The organism is Pseudoalteromonas sp. DL2-H2.2 (assembly GCF_021532535.1).
In the GTDB taxonomy this organism is placed as follows: Bacteria; Pseudomonadota; Gammaproteobacteria; order Enterobacterales; family Alteromonadaceae; genus Pseudoalteromonas; species Pseudoalteromonas rubra_A.
This window is the reverse complement of record NZ_JAKGBD010000002.1, coordinates 396497-414658: the sequence shown is the minus strand read 5'-3', so window position 1 is coordinate 414658 and position 18162 is coordinate 396497. Positions and strand designations below refer to the sequence as shown.

Annotated in this window: 14 protein-coding genes; 7 read left to right on the top strand and 7 right to left on the bottom strand. The window is 48.6% G+C overall.

Annotated elements, in window-relative coordinates:
• Position 1: 1 nt before the first annotated feature.
• Positions 2 to 904 (top strand): GTP-binding protein, encoded by a 903-nt coding sequence (locus L1285_RS04535; RefSeq protein WP_235411142.1) that lies wholly within the window; start codon positions 2 to 4, stop codon positions 902 to 904.
• 26 nt (positions 905 to 930) lie between these two features.
• Here L1285_RS04535 and L1285_RS04530 read toward each other — a convergent pair whose 3' ends face one another.
• From L1285_RS04530 to exbB, 6 genes are all read right to left on the bottom strand, one after another.
• Entirely contained in the window at positions 931 to 1320 is a 390-nt protein-coding gene (locus tag L1285_RS04530; RefSeq protein ID WP_235411141.1) for a MerC domain-containing protein, read from the bottom strand.
• 171 nt (positions 1321 to 1491) lie between these two features.
• Positions 1492 to 1926, bottom strand: coding sequence for a YbaN family protein (locus L1285_RS04525; protein WP_235411140.1), 435 nt, complete (start codon positions 1924 to 1926; stop codon positions 1492 to 1494).
• A 31-nt stretch (positions 1927 to 1957) separates the two neighbouring features.
• Positions 1958 to 2575: a biliverdin-producing heme oxygenase gene (locus L1285_RS04520; protein WP_235411139.1), complete on the bottom strand. Its 618-nt coding sequence runs from the start codon at positions 2573 to 2575 to the stop codon at positions 1958 to 1960.
• Between the two features lie 124 nt (positions 2576 to 2699).
• Positions 2700 to 3572 carry an energy transducer TonB gene (locus L1285_RS04515; RefSeq protein WP_235411138.1) on the bottom strand — a complete coding sequence of 291 codons (873 nt, stop codon included), beginning with the start codon at positions 3570 to 3572 and terminating at the stop codon, positions 2700 to 2702.
• Positions 3569 to 4000: a biopolymer transporter ExbD gene (locus L1285_RS04510; RefSeq protein ID WP_235411137.1), complete on the bottom strand. Its 432-nt coding sequence runs from the start codon at positions 3998 to 4000 to the stop codon at positions 3569 to 3571. The genes L1285_RS04515 and L1285_RS04510 overlap by 4 nt, the downstream gene beginning before the upstream one ends.
• The gene (gene exbB, locus L1285_RS04505; RefSeq protein WP_235411136.1) at positions 4000 to 4839 is read right to left on the bottom strand and encodes a tonB-system energizer ExbB; all 840 of its coding nucleotides are present in this window, start codon (positions 4837 to 4839) and stop codon (positions 4000 to 4002) included. Before exbB ends, L1285_RS04510 begins: the two co-directional genes overlap by 1 nt.
• A gap of 261 nt (positions 4840 to 5100) precedes the next feature.
• Between exbB and L1285_RS04500 the strand changes: the two genes are divergently transcribed.
• The 4 genes from L1285_RS04500 to L1285_RS04485 all read left to right on the top strand — a co-directional run bounded on the left by L1285_RS04500 (position 5101) and on the right by L1285_RS04485 (position 11947).
• Positions 5101 to 5610 (top strand): sigma-70 family RNA polymerase sigma factor, encoded by a 510-nt coding sequence (locus tag L1285_RS04500; RefSeq protein ID WP_235411135.1) that lies wholly within the window; start codon positions 5101 to 5103, stop codon positions 5608 to 5610.
• A 10-nt stretch (positions 5611 to 5620) separates the two neighbouring features.
• On the top strand, positions 5621 to 6607 hold the full coding sequence (locus L1285_RS04495; protein WP_235411134.1) for a FecR domain-containing protein: 987 nt from the start codon (positions 5621 to 5623) through the stop codon (positions 6605 to 6607).
• A 217-nt stretch (positions 6608 to 6824) separates the two neighbouring features.
• Complete coding sequence (locus L1285_RS04490) at positions 6825 to 9428, top strand: TonB-dependent receptor (RefSeq protein WP_235411133.1); 2604 nt, start codon at positions 6825 to 6827, stop codon at positions 9426 to 9428.
• A 29-nt stretch (positions 9429 to 9457) separates the two neighbouring features.
• Positions 9458 to 11947, top strand: coding sequence for a PKD domain-containing protein (locus tag L1285_RS04485; protein ID WP_235411132.1), 2490 nt, complete (start codon positions 9458 to 9460; stop codon positions 11945 to 11947).
• Positions 11948 to 12116: 169 nt separating this feature from the next.
• On the opposite strand, the gene L1285_RS04480 is transcribed toward L1285_RS04485, so the two are convergent.
• A complete protein-coding gene (locus L1285_RS04480; protein WP_235411131.1) occupies positions 12117 to 13616 on the bottom strand; it encodes a calcium-binding protein in 1500 nt (499 codons plus the stop codon).
• A 310-nt stretch (positions 13617 to 13926) separates the two neighbouring features.
• Here L1285_RS04480 and L1285_RS04475 point away from each other — a divergent pair, with 310 nt between their 5' ends.
• Both L1285_RS04475 and L1285_RS04470 read left to right on the top strand, forming a co-directional pair.
• Complete coding sequence (locus L1285_RS04475) at positions 13927 to 16764, top strand: TonB-dependent receptor (RefSeq protein ID WP_235411130.1); 2838 nt, start codon at positions 13927 to 13929, stop codon at positions 16762 to 16764.
• A gap of 58 nt (positions 16765 to 16822) precedes the next feature.
• Positions 16823 to 18136: a DUF5690 family protein gene (locus tag L1285_RS04470; protein ID WP_235411129.1), complete on the top strand. Its 1314-nt coding sequence runs from the start codon at positions 16823 to 16825 to the stop codon at positions 18134 to 18136.
• The last annotated feature ends 26 nt before the right edge of the window (positions 18137 to 18162 follow it).

Below are 18162 nucleotides of genomic sequence, written 5' to 3'. Positions count from 1 at the left end.
TATGGAACCTGTCCTTGTATTGGTGGGATTTTTGGGCACAGGCAAAACCACGCTGTTAAAACGCCTGCTGCTTGAGGCTCAGAAAGCCGACTGGGACCCCTATGTGATCCTCAATGATTATGAGCACGCCGAGCTGGATGCCAGACAACTGGCTGAGCAGCTCAGTGAAGGGGCGTTAAAGCCGCTAGATGGCAGCTGTATTTGTTGCAGCGGCATCACCGCGCTGCGCGACAGCATTAATCGTATTCCTCAGCGCAAGCGAGGGATCACCTTGATTGAAGCGAATGGTACATCCGATGCCTGTCGTTTGATGGGGTTTCTTGGTGTGGGGCTGGACGAATGCTTCAAACCCCCGGTACAGATCGCGGTGGTCGATGCCAAAAACTGGCAACGCCGTGGTGAGCATAATGCACTGGAAGCAAACCAGGTGCAGGTCTCTTCGCTCATTGTACTCACACATAACACTGGTTTATCCGACGCGCGCATACAGGCTGTTAAGGATGAGCTTCATCAGGTGAACCCAAACGCGACAATTCAGGGTGTCAGTGAGCTTGCACTTTGTCAGCTGCCGGAGCTGTCACCTGTGTCGGGTAATGTTGAAGCATTTGAGCATCAAAAATCACACTGGGCGTCCTGCTCTGTGGCGTTACCTGCTTTGCCTGATGAAACCTGTATTGAGGCTTTGTGTGCGCGCATACCCGAGACCATTTTGCGCGTGAAAGGTTGTACACGCATTGGTACAAGTTCTGACTACACTTATTTTGAGCGATGTCCGGATGGTGCTGTGTCGATTCGCCCGTTTAAAGGCGAGCCGGTTACGGGGAGTAAATTACTGGTCGTTGGACCGGGTAGTGATCCTGGCAAATTGAATGAGCTTGTCTCGCAGGTCTTGGCCGCACATTGATTGTAAAGGCGGCCATGCAGGGTGGATTAGTGGCAACGCCCGGTCTGACACAGGTTGAAGTTTTTATAGTGGCTGATCACCAGCAACACGCTGCCGAAAATGGTCAGCAGCTTTTCCCCCTCCGCTGCCATCAAGTCATGGGCAAAAAATGCGGCGAAGAATAATACGCCGATACCTGCGGTGCCGTAGCCCAAAATACGCCACTGGTTGTGCTTTCTACACCCCAGAAATAACGCGCTGCTGCTGGTCACCAGCACACCAACGAGTAGCCAGCGATGAAATGCCTCATCTGAAAAGAAGGTTGCACCGAACGCTGGCAGCAGGGCAACCAGCAGGGGCACAAACAAGCAATGAACGACGCACATCGCAGACAAGCCGATGGCGTATTTGTCCAGTTTCTCAGATAGATTTCTCATAGTTTCCTCAATTCATTTCAGCTGAGTTCGGCTAAATTTTGAGCAGGCTTTTTCAGAATACAGTTCCATTCAATACAATTTGTTATAGTATAACAAATCTGTGTGATTTAAAATGTTCGTAGGGCATGAAATCACGGGCAACGAAGCATTGGGATGCTTTAGTAGCAATTATCACGGCAATATTGAGTTGAGTGAAATCACACAGACGATACTCACTATGAGTGAGACATTGATACGGCTATATCTTGTCTGATTAGTCATGTCGGTTGGTTTGCTGGGTTTAGCGAACAGATAGTTACATACAAAAGCGCAAACGAAAAAGAGCCCCGTTTGTAGCCAGCCTAGTGGATATAGGTAGCATGTAACAAGCAGGCTTGTAAGCATACTAGACGCCGCAAAGTATTTTGCTTTTTTTGGGATCACTTGGCGGGTGCGCCAGTTTTGTAAAGCCTCGCCAAACCTTGGGTGAGTGAGCAACCAGGTCTCCAAAGATGATGAAGAGCGAGTGAAACACCACAGAGCAATGATCAGAAATACCGTAGTGGGCATCACGGGTAAGATGGCGCCGATAAACGCCAGTATTAGTGCCACATAGCCACCTAGCATATAGCTATACTTAGTGGCATTTTGTTTTAGTTTAAGCAACATCGGTTGTAAGGTTTGGCGCTTGGTTATAGCTCAACTCAACTAGCTGGTTGGCAAATTTAAAGGCTGCCTGAGCGCCATTGAGCATCTCTTGTTCTTGCTGAACAGTCAGAGTCAGTGCTTCAATATCTTGCATAAATTGACGCCAGTTTGACCCCCGGTCTGCACCGGAACCGGCCAGAAAACGTGCGCCAAACCCACTATGCAGGCCTAGCTTTTCAGCCTCTTTGGCCAACACTGCGGCGCCCAGCTTCGAGCCTTCAACAACGTAGAGCCAGCCTAGGCTTTCATGCATTGACGCACTGAATTGAGTATTACTGATCACCTGAGCAGGCTGCGTCATATCCAAATCCTGAAAATCAGCAAGTAGCTGTTCGGTACGGTCTCGTGATTTTAAGTTGTTAATCATCAAAGCTAGCTGGTCACACTGATATAAAGACGCAACATAGTTCATCAGATGATATTGATAGCGTAAGAACAGGCCATAATGTTCTTGGCTGGCAAACGGAGACTGATCCATGATCTTTTTATCAAGCTGATCATGCACAGCGGATGTAGATATTCTCAGTTTACTCATTCGGGGGTAATGTTCTGCTCTTAAGTTACTCATTTTGTCACTCAATAAAAAAGGTCTTACTATAGAGAACGAATGAGTTGGCAAAACCCTCAATATCTTTGTGTAAAATGAGTCTTGAGGGCTATATGAAGAGGCCTGAGAGTGGGTAGAGAAGGGGTTACTTTTTGATAAAAAAAGCAATGGGAACGGCCATTGTAATAGGGTTACCCGCTACGCTCTCGGGTGGTGCAGGCAAAGGCGCTGCCCGGTTAACCAGTGCGATGGCTTCATCATCCAGGGCTGCAATGCCACTAGCACGATAAAGACTGACACTAAGCACATTCCCCTGTCTGTCGATACTGAACTTAACCCAGGGTGCCCCTTGTTGTGCACGGATTTTAGCACTGCGAGGGTAACGTTTTCTTCGCTCCAGGTAGGCCTGTACCTGGCCTCGCCATTGCATTTCGGCTTGAACATGACTGTTATTTTGCGCCCCTTGTTGTTTCGCAGAGGTATTCTGGCTGGCTTTAGCTTGTGCACTGGCCGGGCTGCTTTTGCTGCTATTCTGGCTGCTTTGAGTATCATCTGGGATCTTTGGCTTTGTTGGTTCTGGCTCCTTTTGAGTTATCAACTGCTCTTTTTTTGGCGGCTTTGGTATTGGCTTCGTGTCGGGTTGCTTCTGCTCTTTTGGTGCTTCTTGCGGTTTTGCTACTTTGACAGGAGACTCTGTGGACGCCAGGGGTTTGACCTGAGTATCTGGCTGTTGTTGAACTTTTGGCTGTGGCTCTGTTTGTTTCGGCTGGGCAGCTGTGGATTCTTCCTGCTGAGGGCCTTGTAAGTCCTGGTTTTGCACTTGATTTGATGCCGACACAATGCTCACCTCAAAGGTTGTTGGGCTTGATGCAGGAGGAGGCGTCAGTTTCTTGGGTGCATGCCACAATAGTGCCAGTGCTATGAGCAGATGCAATATCAATGCAGCAGTAATGGCAAAAACCCATTTTCTGCGTTGCTGAGTATGCTGGGTGTAACTGGGACCTGCGAGCAGACTCATTGGTTCTGATCTACCTGCTCTTCACCCACCAAGGCGATTTTGCCGTAGCCAGCTTTTGCTAGCTGATTCATTAGTGCAATAAAATCGCCATAGGGAACTGAGGTATCAGCACGCAATAGAATACTCTTGCTGACATCAACGCCCTGGCTTTTCAGCGTGTCAGCCAGCGAGCGGCGAGGAACCGGGGTCTCTTCACCCAGCGTCAGAGATAAGTCTTTTTGGAGCGTAAGGTAGATTGGTTTTTCTTCCTGTGGTGTTGGCTCCCCGCTAACGGCGGGCAGATTGACTGGTACATTGACCGTGGCTAAGGGGGCTGCCACCATAAAAATGATCAGCAGTACCAGCATCACGTCAATAAATGGTGTCACGTTGATCTCGTGTTGCTCACTGGGTAATGCAGGGTTTTTATTACCGCTGGAAAAAGCCATTAACTCGCCGCCTTTAGGTTAGTCTGCAGAGCCTGCGTGGTTACATCAAACTTGTCGGACATGGCTCTGGCTTCAGGGTGGGTCCGATCCAGATCTCGACTGATAAGTACCATAACTGCGGTGACAATATCGGCGGTTAGAGCGCTATAATGGGCAATGGCACGCGAAAAATGGTTGTAAATCACTACAGCTGGTATCGCTGCAACCAGGCCTATTGCTGTGGCCAGCAAGGCCTCGGCAATGCCCGGTGCGACAACAGCCAGATTGGTAGTCTGAGTTTCTGCGATACCGATAAAACTGTTCATGATCCCCCAAACGGTGCCAAACAACCCAACGAAAGGGGCGACAGAGCCCACGGTCGCCAGCACACCCGTGCCTTGATTCATATTACTTGAGAGGGTTGCCTGTACACGTTCCAGACGTGCCATGATCCGCTCTTTGAGGCCTTCGTCTGACACCATACCCGCACCAGACAGTGCAAGTTCATGTTTGGTTGCAGCCATCAGCAAGATGACTTCGTGTTCTATGTTGTCTGTTGCGTTATCTGCTTCTTTGAAGCTCTGACTGTTGACGAGTTTGGCCAACATTGTACTTGCATTCTCTCTGGCTTTATTCAATTGCAAAGTTTTGAGCAACCAAATTCCCCAGGTTGCCACTGAGGCGAGAATGAGTCCTATCATCACGCTTTTAACAATAAAATCAGCGGCCATATACATGCCCCAGGGGGATAAATCATGGCTGGCAAAGGCGCTGTCTGTACTATTTGCCAGCGCATAACCCGGTAAAAACGCGCAGGCAAAAAGGGTGAACATAAAAACGTGTATCGGGCGAAGAGACATGAACGGATCCTGATTATTTCTGGGTAACTAGAATATTGGTTAATAAAATCAAAATATTAAATCTTTTATACGAAAGTTGCTGCTCCATAGCTGGCGATAAATTTATCACTTCTACTAATGTGAGACGGTCACAAACGTTAAACCCGTAAAATAAAGACAAAAAAAATTATAAGAATAATTTATCAAAAACCCCCCTTTAAATGAGATTGAATATCATTTACACTTTTGCGCTTTCCAGAACATAGTCCGAGAGAAAACGCTTTGTCCAGTAACACTTCGAACAGTCTTGATAGCTTATACCAGGAGCATTATGCGTGGCTGGTAAAGTGGATTTCGCGCCGCACACACAATTGGGGTGATGCCCAGGATGTAGCGCAGGATACTTTTGTTAAATTACTGGGCCGGCCAGACAAGCTGGAAAACGTTAGAAGTACTAAGGCCTGGTTAGCAAAAATTGCTGACAACCTGGTAATCGATAAAGTACGTCGTGAGATCCTGGAAAGAAACTATCTAACGATGCTGGCAAATATGCCTGAGGCACAAGTGCCTTCTGCAGAACAGAAGTGGGAAACACTCGAGTTACTTGAGCAGGTGGACCGCTTGTTGAATGGCCTCAAGCCAAAAGAAAAGCTGGCTTTTTTGATGGTTCGCCTGGAAGGCATGGCGTACAAAGACGTTGCAGCTCAACTGGAAGTAAGTTTGTCTTCAGCTGAAAAGTACGTGGCTAAGGCTATGATGGTTTGTTACACCAATATGTTTGGTCTGGACTGAGAAGGCCGTTATGTGGGAATCATCACACACATCTTTACCTATTTCTGAAGAGGTGGTTCGTCAGGCAATTGCCTGGCGGGTACGCTTAGAATCACGTGGGCAGGACGGTGATATACTGCGTGCGTGCGAACAATGGCGGCAAGCTGAACCAGAACACGAGCTGGCCTGGCAAAGGTTGTGTATCCTTGATGCCACTTTTAACAAAGTGGCCGACTCGTCCTCTGAGCTGGTCAAAAACACCATCATTTCTACCGACAATGAAGTGAAGTTCAAAGGGCGCAGACAAGCTATAAAAACATTTGGGGGATCAGCCTTGGCACTCGCCAGTGTTAGTTGGTTGTCTCATGAGCAGGGATTGTTGGAGCCAATTTTTACAGATCATTCAACCCGAGCAGATAAAGCACATGTGGCACTGGCCGATAATAGCCAGTTATGGCTCAATCAGCACAGCAGTGTCAGTGTTGAGTATAGCGACACCTGGCGCCGTATTGATGTACCGCGCGGAGAAATACATCTTAGCGCAGCAAAAGATAAGCGCCCATTCGAAGTGCACTCGAGCCATGGCGTATTGACTACTTCACAGGCGCACTTCAATCTGCGTGAGGGCACAGATGCCTCTGTCATACAGGTCGACGAAGGTGAGGTGTGGATAGAAGGCCTGGGTGGGTACGCGCGTCGAGTTAAAGCGGGTGAAGTGATGCTGTTTAACCAACATGAATCAGATCAGCTTGACGCTGAGGTATTTGATTACAGCGCCTGGGTTAACGGTTTTTTATCAGTACGTGACATTCCGTTGCAGCAATTACTCGGCGAGCTGGGTCGTTATCGTTCGGGTATACTGCGCAGCGACCCCAGGCTGGCAAAGCACCTGATATCGGGGGTTTTTCAGCTCAATGACCATGACCTCATCCTAAAAACATTGGCGCGCACGCTTGGTGCGGAGCTTCAATATAGAACCCGTTTCTGGGTTCAACTTTCTTTAAAAGCAAACGCTTAGATTCACTTTCCTCAGTTGGCTCCAAACTTAATTAAGAAAATGAGAATAAATTTCATTTTCTTTTACGGGTTTGGGGCCACTATTCGGCTCAGTATATGAAAAACAAATTACGGAACCTAGTTTAATGCACAATCGCACATCTTTACCTTTTATCCCAACAGTGTTGGCCGCGACCTTGAGTTGCGCTTGTTTGCCTGTTTTGGCAAACGAAACCAATATGCAGCCACAAACAGTCGAGTTTCGTCTGCCAGCTGGTCAGTTGGGTGATGTGCTGAACATGTATTCGCGTCAGGCTCGGGTTACCTTATCGTTTGAAGAGCAGTTAGTTGCAGGCATCATGGTACCGGCGATTTCGGGTCAATTTGATAGTCAGACCATGCTGCTGACTCTATTGAGTCATACCAATTTACAGGCCATTCCTGTTGGTGTAGGTGCCTGGATTATACAACCTAAATCCACTGAGGGCGTTGTTACTTTGGATACCATCCAGGTAGAAACACACAGTGATAGTGCCAAAGCCAAAACCTACCAAAGCTCTGCATCCGTTAATGTCGTTACAAAAGAGAATATTGAACGATTTCGTGGCACCAGTGTTGGGGATATCTTTCAGGGGGTTGCCGGTGTTCTGGTCAGTGAAAACCGTAACTCGGGTGGTTTGGATATTAATATCCGTGGTATGCAAGGACAAGGGCGGGTACCAGTAGTGATAGATGGAAGCCGCCAGGAAACCACTGTATATCGGGGGTATTCGGGCGTTTCAAGTCGCAGCTATATCGATCCTGATCTGATAGGGAATATGCAGATCAACAAAGGTCCCACTATGAGTGCATCTGGTACCGGAGCAACCGGAGGTATCGTAAACGTTAAAACATTGAGAGCCGAGGACATCGTTGCTGAGGGAAAGTTAAGTGGCTATCGGGTGCGTCTTAGTGGTATCGGCAACAGTACTGAGGCACCAGAGCCGGGTACATATGCTGGTTACTATCTGCCGCGCAATGCCTACCGCTCTGATTGCCGTTTTCCAGAATACTGCGAAGAGCGCTATTTAATGCCCGAACGCTTTGCACCAGAAGAGGGGATAGATCGTCCGTCTCTGTTTGATTTTTCTAGTTATGCCATGAGTTTGGCTGGCGCACAGCGCTTCGATTGGGGTGATGTGCTAATGGCTTATGCGCATCGTAAGCAGGGTAACTATTACGCAGGTACTAATGGTCCTGTGCCTGTGTTGCACTATGGCGAGCCTCAAAAATTGGCCTGGTATACCGAAACTGAAGTGTCAATGGAGGGCGCATCACGATTTCGGGCTGGTGAGCGTATTCCAAATACTAACTTTGAAAGTACTTCATGGTTGCTTAGTACGACTCTGGCTTTGCCACACGACCAAAGCCTGGAGCTGAGTTACATTCGCTACGACAGTCAGTATGGTGAAATGATGCCGTCACAGATCCGCTCGTTCGGTCAGGCTCGTCAGTGGCTGGATAGTGAAGTACTGAACCAGACTTATACCATTTCGTATGGCTGGCAGCCGGTGGAACTGGATGGTATTGATTTGGAGGCCAATCTTTGGCACACCGATACTGTCACGGATCTGAATACACCAGGTGTGGGTTCAATTGAACTAGAGTCAAACACGGCACGCACCGATGCGTATCAGCGTTGGGGGGCGGATGTCTCAAATACGATGCGCTTTTACCCAAAAGGTGAACTGAAATGGTCTTATGGTCTTACCGGGCAATGGGAAGACATGGACACTGACACGCCTGCAGACAGCGGGTTTTACGCAGGTGCCAGAAGTGGCTGGCGGGATGAATACAGCGCGTTTACCAATGTAATATGGCAGCCCTGGCAGGCCTGGACCTTTGAGGCAGGTTTACGTTATACGCGCTTTAAGTCGAAAGATAATAACCCGTTGCCTTTGAGCACCAATGATCCGGCCTGTGTCAGTGATGGCAACGATGGATGTCAGGCCGTGTTCTATCGTAATGAGCATTCAGGTGGCGCTCCCATGTTCACAGCTACCTGGGAATTTGCCAAATATACTCAACTTTATGTGCGTCATGCCAAAGCGCTGCGCATGCCAAGCCTGTTTGAGAATACCTCTGGCTGGTCTGTTAGTCCGGCATTAGATATCCCAGTAAAGCCTGAGCGCGCATTGAACCGTGAGCTAGGTATTAACTACTTCAATGAGGCTGCTTTTAAATGGGGGCACCAGGTTGGCGCTAAGCTGGCAGTGTTTAATAACCATGTTGATGATTACCTGACGCGTACCCAACCTAATGCCTGGGAGCAAACTCAGGGAGGGCTGGACTTTTTCCGTCTGCGCAATATTGACAGCCTGACACTCAATGGCGTGGAAATGAACCTCAGCTACGATGCCAGTACCTGGCTGGTTGAATTGAACGGCACCCACTACAGCAAAATTGAAGTGTGTAATGTCGGCAGCTACGTGCGTTATTACTGTAACGACTGGGGCCTTGCGCAAAGTTATATCAACAATATGATCCCGCCAAACTGGCATGCCAGTGTGCACTTTGGTCTGAGACTGATGGAGAAAAAGCTGGAGGTGGGATTGCGAGGTACTTTAATGGGTAAACGAAATTCAATACCCAGATATAACGCCCCGACTGGCTTCAATGAGCCTGTGCTATGGCACAGCTATCGCCTGATTGATTTTTACTCTCGCTACAAATTTAACGACATGGTCGCAGTGGACCTGACCATAGACAATATCACGGATCGTTACTACCTCGATGCTTTGAGTCTCGGTTTAGTACCAGCTCCTGGCAGAACTGCAAAACTCAGCTTAACGCTCGAATTTTAAACTCATTAATCCTGACAACGGAGACATATATGAATCGCGCACTCAGTATTCTGGCTGCATTAGGGGTATCTGTTACCTTAACCGCCTGTGGCGGCAGCTCTGACGACACACAAACAACCACACCAACAACGCCGTCAACACAGACTCCAGATAATTCCGGTTCTGACACAGACAAAGAAGTGGTTAAACCCGTGGCAACCATTTCTTCTGCATCAGCAAGTGGCAACACCTTCTCTGTAGAGGAAGGGGGCGTAAAAGTATTGCTAAGCGGCGAGCAGAGCACAGGTGCCGAGAATAGCACGCTTACTTATGAGTGGAAAATCACTACATTACCAGCCTTCAGTAAAGCAAGCCTGAGCAGTAAAGATGGCGTGAATACTGAATTTGAAGCTGATCTGCCTGGTGACTATGTGGTAACTCTGATGGTCAGTGACGGTGAAGTTAGCAGTGAAGTGAGCAGTATGCAATTTAAGGCAACCAGCGCAAAACCTGTCGCTGTTCTGCCAAAAACACACTACCAGGTGCCATTGGGTACCTATTCTCTGGAACTAGACGCCAGTAATAGTATTTTGCCAACAGATGCTGAGGGGGCGTTAACTTATAACTGGAAATTACTAGAAAAGCCGACAGACAGTGCTGGTAAGTTAAATAATACAGACCGTGACATTGCATCCATTGATCTGGATGTTATCGGTGATTATAAAATGCAGTTGGTGGTTAGCCTGGATGACAATGCCAGTGAGCCGGTAGAAGTCATTGTCAGTGTTGAGGCTGCTAATGTAGCGCCTGTCGCTAAGGTCGAAGATGTCACGGTCACGCTAGGTCAGACGGTGGTTTTGGATGCGGGAGAAAGTTACGACCCGGAAGGTAAGCCACTGCAATACCGCTGGCAGTGGCCATCAAGAGCCGTTGACCCAAGCGATGTCCCTGTCCCTGAGCTAGCCGGTGACAAAACCAGTTCGGTGAGCTTTACACCTGTGGCCGCTGGCGAATACACAATGACAATGTTTGTTTTTGATGGTGACAGAAAGAGCGACCTTGCAGAGATTAAAGTAACGGTTGAGGCCGACCCCAATGCTGAAACTAACGCCGCTCCTGTGGGTGAGCTACAGGCGACGGGTTACTTCCCATCTTACAGCATTGGTGAACAGGAAGTTGGCCTGAGAGCTGAGTTTAACTTTATTGGCTATGATCCCGAAAATGATGATATGCAGATCGTGGATGCACAGTTGATAGCCAAACCTGAGGGCAGTACGGTTGAACTGGTCGATATTGGTTCATGGAAACCATTGGGCAAAAAGATCCAAAAGCTGGATGTTGCGGGCGATTACATTGTACGTATGACCGTCACTGATGGCGTTAACGAGGTAACCCAGGAAGCCAAAATGGTGGCCAAAGTGGGTAACGTCAATGGCCAGCCGTCAACGCGCAGTGTGGATGCACAGGCTAAGTCTGTGATTGTAGGCAATGACTTGGTCTTTGATGCATCAAGTAGCGACCCGAACGATGATCCAATGACTTTCCACTGGGAGCTGATTGATAAGCCTGATGGTAGTAATGCGATAATTGAACCTATCATTGAACCTGAGTCACAAGAATATCGCCGCGCTAGAGTCACCACGGATGTGCCGGGTTCCTACACCGCACGCCTGATCGTTGAGGACGACCGTGGTCTGAGAGCGAAGAGCTACTCTCAGGATAGCGGTTTTGCTAAAGTTTCGAACACCGTTCCAGAGATCCGCTCAGTGGTATGGGCGCGCAACTGGAGTCGTTTAAGCCCGGGTGAAAACTACTATCAAATTTTGCCATGTATGTCGCTTTTACACCGTCCGGTTGTGGTTGATGCCGACGGAGACGAGGTATATACACACGAAGAGTTAGTGAGTACACCGGCCTCGGGTGGTGAATTTACTAGTTATCCTGATGAAGCAGATTGCCCTGATAGCAGAGGCCAGGTATTTACTAAACCAGGTACTTACGTATTCCGTTATTCTGCAACAGACTTGATTGATGATGCAGAAGACTACGACTTTGTGGTTATTGTTGATGCGATGGAAGATGCCAAAGGGGTGCGTTTGCGCAGTCTGAACGAAGACAATGAAAGCTTATGGCACCCATTACCTTACGAAAACAAACCGCCTTACGCGAGTGACTTTTACGCCAGCTCTAAACCTTACACAACGGAAGGGGCAATACAATGGTCACTAACAGCGGTTGATGGAGACTACACGATTGAAAACGTCAAAGTCAGCCACATTAATGGTGGCTTAGTCAGCCTGACTCCTTACTTTGAGGGGCTACAAGAAGGCAGCGTGATCGCGAAAGGCACTGACCTGGATTTCCGTACTATAGTGCCTGCAGTACCTTGTGTTCGTACTGAAGACAGAGCTGAAGGGTTCCATTTTTCGTTCAATATTAAAGAAATCCCTGAAATCACCTATGTCTTTGAAAGCTGGCGCGCTGCGAGTGACGGCATTCTGAGCGAGTGGAAGGAGTGTGAAGCAGGTGAACTGAACTAAGCAAGTAGAAAGAGATCATACTTGTATATAAGCGCGACAGAGCAATTCTGTCGCGCTTTTTTATACCTAAATGTAGTTACAGGCCTGTATCCTGTGAGGTGCGATTAGCCAGGATCAATTTCAAGGATCCTTGTAGTACACTCATTACTGTCAGGCGGTTTAATATAAATTAACTACAGCTAATGGAGTCACCGCTGCTGTTATAGCAGGTCTCAGTTTGCTGGATCACATGACGGCACATATAGGCCACATTGTTTTCCATACAGTTAAAGTAAGTACCATAAATGCCTGAGCTTCCGACATTATAATCAACTCGCCACTCATAGTAAGAATATGGCAGCGTAGACTGATCGCTCAGCCAGCGGCCAAAGACGGCACTGGATACAATGTCGTATAAGGGCGTCGGGCGTACACCCAGACTACGCCAGCCATTGTTGTAGCCCGAGTATTCACCAGACATTTCAACTACGGCATTGGCAGCGTCATAATAGGGGTTATTGAAGTTGCTTCTCTTATCCACCTTAGACAACAAGCCCTGATAGTCTTTCACCCAGGTGGTGCCTTCACAGCTGTTCAGGAACACCATGCCCTTATCTTTGCCTTTACCACAGGTACCCTGAGGCGCAGCGTCGGCACTCCAGATGTAGTCGGCACTTTTTCCGCCATGGATTTTGGCCTCAAAACCACTAGAAGAAGTGATGATCACATCATTGTCTTTACCGCCTTCCTGATTAGAGTTTTCACTATTGGTAAAGAGGAAGTCATCGCCATTGTTACCCCAGGCTTTGTGCCAGCGCAGACTGTTTGGATTGCCATCGCCATTTTCATATAAGGCATCATTGCCGTTGCCGCCATGTAAGCGATCTTCACGGCCGCCATTACCGGTCAGGTAGTCATTGCCATCTTCGCCATACAAAGTGTCGTTGCCTTTGTCGCCACTGAGCACATCATGGCCCGCACCGCCGTAGAGTTTATCGCTGCCATCGCGATTGCTGTTACAGCTACTTTGCTCATAAATATAGCCATTGTTGGCATTGGCCAGACGACAGCCACCGCCCAGATAGTCGTTGTCGTTGCCACCATAGAGCACATCGGTCCCCTGACCGCCCATTAACAAGTCGCCGCCATCATCGCCCCATAAGGTGTCGTCATTGTAGTCACCAAACAACTTGTCATGGTGGTTGCCGCCTTTGAGCTGATCATTGCCCCAGCCGCCGTGCAGCGTGTCGCTGCCATCTTCACCGAACAGCTGGTCGTTACCACTGTTGCCCTTGAGCGTATCGTTGCCCCGGCCACCATAAAGGCGATCGTTCTGATTGCCGGAGATCAGGGTGTCGTTACCATATTGTCCATACAAGGTTTGCGGCACCGAAATATTGCTGGCATTGAACGAGTCGGCGCCATTGCCCAGGCGCGCTTCAAGCGCGCTGATCTGGCTCATAAAGAAGGTTTCACAGCTACTGTTGCTACCCACTTTACGGGTCACGGTCAGAGTATCGCCGGATTTACTGAGGGTGAATTGTTCGCCGTGGCCTGACCCCGTAACTTTTAGTGTGTCGCCGTCCAGATAAGCCGAGGCACCACCGGCAAGGCCGCTACAGGCCGCCATTGCTTGGCCCGAGACGCCCAGCGTAACTGCTAGGCAGAGCGCATTTAACTTGGTGTTCATTCGCGTTCCTTAGTTTCTTATTTTAGGTACTTTTATGCTGAGGGTAGCGGACAAATCTGCATGGAATATGGAGTGACTGGTCTGTACTGTTTTGTTTTTACTTCTTTTTAATGAAAAAGCACTATGCAGTCAGTGAACAATACCAAGTACCCGTACAGTCGTTTGTGCCACGCCGAAATGCCACCTGCCCATTAATATCAGCTTCAAAAATGCGACACACCTTTGTCATACATGCCCCATAAACTGTTTCTCAAAATCTGGTCTAGACCAAACAATTGCTAATTATTAAATAACTTTTCTTGGGGATGACATGAACAAACTGACACCGATAGCCGCGGGCATATTGGCCATGACAAGTTTTTCTGCGCTGGCAGATGGCTCAATTACAGGCTTAATTACGGATGCATCAGGCACGCTATCAGGCGCTAAAATTTCAGTGGTGGGTACTAAATCAACCACATCGACCGATTATCAGGGGCAATTCAATTTATCGCGCCTGCCTGCGGGCACACACACGCTGCGTGTGGAGTATCTGGGCTATCCGTCTGCTGACTTTGATATCACGGTCGTGGATGGGGAGGTTGTGGATTTGGGCAGTTTAAGCCTTAATCGTAACGACAATACACTGGAAGAAGTGGTCGCCGTGGGCCATATGCGCCGTGGTGCCATGAAGGCCATCAACATTCAAAAAGAGTCCGACAATATTAAAAATGTACTGTCGGCGGATGGCATAGGCAAATTGCCAGATCGTAATGCGGCGGAAGCCGTGCAGCGTATGCCGGGCGTATCCATTGAACGGGATCAGGGGGAAGGTCGCTTTGTGGCTGTTCGTGGCTTGCCGGCTCAATGGAACTCTACGTCGATAAACGGTGATCGCTTACCGACCGCGGAAGAAGAGACGACCAGCCGTGCGGTGGCCTTTGATTTTTTCCCGACCGATATGATTGAGCTGGTGGAAGTATCCAAAGCCATTACGCCGGATATGGAAGGAGATGCGATTGGCGGTAACATCAATTTTGTGACACGCCGGGCACCGGATGAGCGCCTGCTGTCTGTGAATGTGGGCGTAGGAGATTCTGAGAAAGCCGAAGGCGGCAGTCATTCCTTTAACCTACTCTACGGTGACCGTTTAGCCAATGATAAGTTTGGCTTTTTAATCAATGCCACCGCCTGGGAACGTGACTGGGCAACTGACAACTATGAACCACGCCGTGAAGTGGATGAAGAAGGCGTCGCAGGTGTACACAGATTAGAACTACGTGACTACACAGGAACGCGCAAAACCTACGGTCTGAATATGTCGGGTGAATACCTGCTGGATAAAGGAGTTGTCTATGCTAAAGCCATGTATGGCACCTTATCGGACGTGGAAACCCATTACAAGCATCGAGTACGCTACAACAAAAATCGCGTAGAGCTTCAGCATATTCATGATGAACTGATCACCGAGATGACGGGGTTTGAGTTTGGTGGTGAGTTCGACATCGATTTTAATACGCGTCTGGAATGGAAGCTGAGTACCTATGAGAATCAGTTTGAGTATGGTGACATTCCTAATGGTAAAGACAATGCCTATTATGTGGTGAAGTTTAAACAAGGTGTCGAGTTTGATGCTGATGTGGGCATGCGCGATGGCGCAAACAAAGAAACCGGCCTGATCTATAACACCATAGATGGCGGCACCGATCCGGCGCACCAGATTGGTATGCACCTGCCGGATGACTGGGTGATGGATCCCAACAAAGCCGTGCTGGCAGATGTTGAGCTCTATGGGGTAGATATTAAAGAAAAAGACAAAATCGTTGCCCAGTTTGACCTGATCCACACATATTCAGACCAGCTTGAGTTTAAAGCTGGCTTTAAATACCGAGACAAAGAACGTAATGCCAGCTTCTTCGATAAGTTTTACAGCTGGAACGACGACGAGTTTGGACCAACGCCGACACTGGCTCAGGTAGCAGATGAGTTAGGCGTCAGCTTAGTGGATCAACCTGGTCGACATGACTACCTGGACAACTATGAGATTGACTATCAAAAGCACTTCTCAAAAGTGATCCCGGTGAATGATCTGAAGCGCTGGTGGGACGAAAACAATCACAAGTTAAATTACGATCTAGACGACTCTGAGGTGGTAGAAAACGGCGGTGGCTTAAGTCGAAACTTTGACCTGGAAGAAAGCCATTTATCTGTCTACGGTATGTCGACTTACACGCCATCAGAGCGCTGGACAATCTTAGGTGGCCTGCGTGCAACGCAGACCAAAACGGATGTATTTGGTTATGTGGCGGTGAAGAATGATGACGGAACCCGCGTTGAACCAGAGCATGGCGGTAAGGACTATTGGTCCGTGTTGCCTTCAGTACATGTTACCTATCATCAGGACGAAATGACCAATGTACGACTGGCGTTGACTCGTACGTTCGCCCGTCCTGGTTTTGGCCAGCTATCACCGGGCAGCACGTACCTGGAAATTGAAAACCAGTTGCGCTCAGGCAACCCGGAGCTGGACCCGACTTACTCAAATAACCTTGATTTAATGTATGAGCACTACTTTGATAATGCTGGCGTTATCTCCGCAGGGTACTTTTATAAACAGATCATCGATCCGGTTTTCTCTCAGAGCTATCAGGGCACTTATCGGGGCAATTCAGTAACGGTGAAAAGTCCGCTGAATGGCGATGATGCCTGGTTGCATGGGATTGAGTTCAATGCCAATTCCAGTCTGGCATTTGTCAATGAGTCACTCGACAATTTTGGTATGAGCGTGAACTTTACCCTGATGGATTCAGAAATGGACATCCCGGGTCGTGACGATAAAGTGAAGATCTCCCGTCAGGCCGATGCGCTGTATAACGTTGCTTTTTACTATGATAATGGTGACTTTGCGGCGCGTATCGCTGTGAATCATAAAGGGGAGTACATAGAAGATCACGGCGATAACACGACGCTGGATACGTATTATGGAGATTATACAAGCGTCGATGCCACCGCGTCTTACTACCTCAACGACAATGCCATGATTTATCTGGAACTCAACAACCTGACCGATGAGCCATTACAGTATTTCACTGGATCGGAACAGCGTCCGAACCAAATCGAATACTACGGTATCCGTGGTCAGATTGGCTTTAAATACGATTTCTTTTAATCGCACTGTCAACTGGGAAGGTTAGCCTTCCCAGTCTTCTTTTTCAGGTAATAGTGTCATGTCATTCATCAATCGCGTTATTCAGCGCAGCCACACCTGGGTGTTTGTTGTGTATGCTTCTTCGGCGGCATTTATGACTTACTTCTGCATGTATGCGTTTCGTAAACCCTTTTCTGTTGGCAAGTTCGAGCAGGTTGAGGCGTTTATTGGCGTGCTTGATTTTAAGATAGCGCTGGTGCTGGCTCAGGTGTTTGGCTATTTGTTGTCTAAATTCATAGGTATCAAGGTGGTATCCGAGTTAACTGCAAATCGCAGAGCACTGGCCATACTGACACTGGTGATGGCCGCGCAGTTAGCGCTGGTGTTATTCGCACTGGTACCGGAGCAACTCAAACCGCTGATGATGTTCTTAAATGGCGTGCCGCTTGGCATGATCTGGGGGATTGTTTTTAGCTTTTTAGAAGGGCGAAAAACGTCAGAGATCCTCGGCGCGTTTTTAAGTGTGACCTTTATTGTGGCATCGGGTTTGGTGCGCACAGTGGGGCAATGGCTGATGGTCGATCTGAACGTAACAGAATACTGGGTGCCAGCCACAACCGGGGCCATTTTCACTGTACCGTTATTTGTATCGGTGTATTTGCTGGCGCAAACCCCGCCGCCTTCGCCGGACGACCAAAGTGCAAGGCAAGCCCGTGCGCCTATGAATGCTCAACAGCGCTTGGCGTTTTTCCTCCGTTATGCGCCGGGCATTTTACTGCTTATCACCAGCTTTTTGCTGTTTACCGGTTTGCGAGATTTTCGCGATAACTTCTCTGCGGAGATCTGGCAGGCACTCGGTCACGGCGAAGAGCCTGCGATTTTTGCCTATGCAGGCATTCGCATCGCCGGTGTCGTGTTGTTTGTGCTCGCTGCCATGGTGATGATTAAGAACAACACCAGTGCGTTTTTAAGTAATCATGGCTTTATTTTGTTGGGTTGTGTGCTGCTGGGAGGCACCACCTATGCGTTTGAGCAGCACTGGATAGACGGCAAAAGCTGGATGGTGTGGCTGGGTGCCGGACTGTATATCGCTTACATCCCGTATAACTGCTTTTTGTTTGATCGCATGATTTCAGCCGTAGGTTCAACGGCGAATGCGGGTTTTTTAATTTACCTCGCCGATTCAGCGGGTTACCTGGGGAGTGTCAGCATCTTGTTGTATCGCACATTTGCCTCCCCCGAGATCAGCTGGCTCGCGTTTTTTATTCAACTTTGTTACCTGGTAGCAGTCCTTGGTGGCGCGCTGGTGGTTGGCTCTATGGTGTATTTCAGTATCCGCCTGTTACGCCGGGGCCATATGCCACTGACCAACTCGCCTTCACGGCCGGCATAAGCGCCGCACATTATCATAAGGAAACC

Bases quoted from the DNA above. Each gene is read 5' to 3' on its own strand.
- L1285_RS04535 (WP_235411142.1), top strand. From the start codon at position 2: ATGGAACCTGTCCTTGTATTGGTGGGATTTTTGGGCACAGGCAAAACC.
- L1285_RS04530 (WP_235411141.1), bottom strand. From the start codon at position 1,320: ATGAGAAATCTATCTGAGAAACTGGACAAATACGCCATCGGCTTGTCT.
- L1285_RS04525 (WP_235411140.1), bottom strand. From the start codon at position 1,926: ATGCTAGGTGGCTATGTGGCACTAATACTGGCGTTTATCGGCGCCATC.
- L1285_RS04520 (WP_235411139.1), bottom strand. From the start codon at position 2,575: ATGAGTAACTTAAGAGCAGAACATTACCCCCGAATGAGTAAACTGAGA.
- L1285_RS04515 (WP_235411138.1), bottom strand. From the start codon at position 3,572: ATGAGTCTGCTCGCAGGTCCCAGTTACACCCAGCATACTCAGCAACGC.
- L1285_RS04510 (WP_235411137.1), bottom strand. From the start codon at position 4,000: ATGGCTTTTTCCAGCGGTAATAAAAACCCTGCATTACCCAGTGAGCAA.
- exbB (WP_235411136.1), bottom strand. From the start codon at position 4,839: ATGTCTCTTCGCCCGATACACGTTTTTATGTTCACCCTTTTTGCCTGC.
- L1285_RS04495 (WP_235411134.1), top strand. From the start codon at position 5,621: ATGTGGGAATCATCACACACATCTTTACCTATTTCTGAAGAGGTGGTT.
- L1285_RS04490 (WP_235411133.1), top strand. From the start codon at position 6,825: ATGCAGCCACAAACAGTCGAGTTTCGTCTGCCAGCTGGTCAGTTGGGT.
- L1285_RS04485 (WP_235411132.1), top strand. From the start codon at position 9,458: ATGAATCGCGCACTCAGTATTCTGGCTGCATTAGGGGTATCTGTTACC.
- L1285_RS04480 (WP_235411131.1), bottom strand. From the start codon at position 13,616: ATGAACACCAAGTTAAATGCGCTCTGCCTAGCAGTTACGCTGGGCGTC.
- L1285_RS04475 (WP_235411130.1), top strand. From the start codon at position 13,927: ATGAACAAACTGACACCGATAGCCGCGGGCATATTGGCCATGACAAGT.
- L1285_RS04470 (WP_235411129.1), top strand. From the start codon at position 16,823: ATGTCATTCATCAATCGCGTTATTCAGCGCAGCCACACCTGGGTGTTT.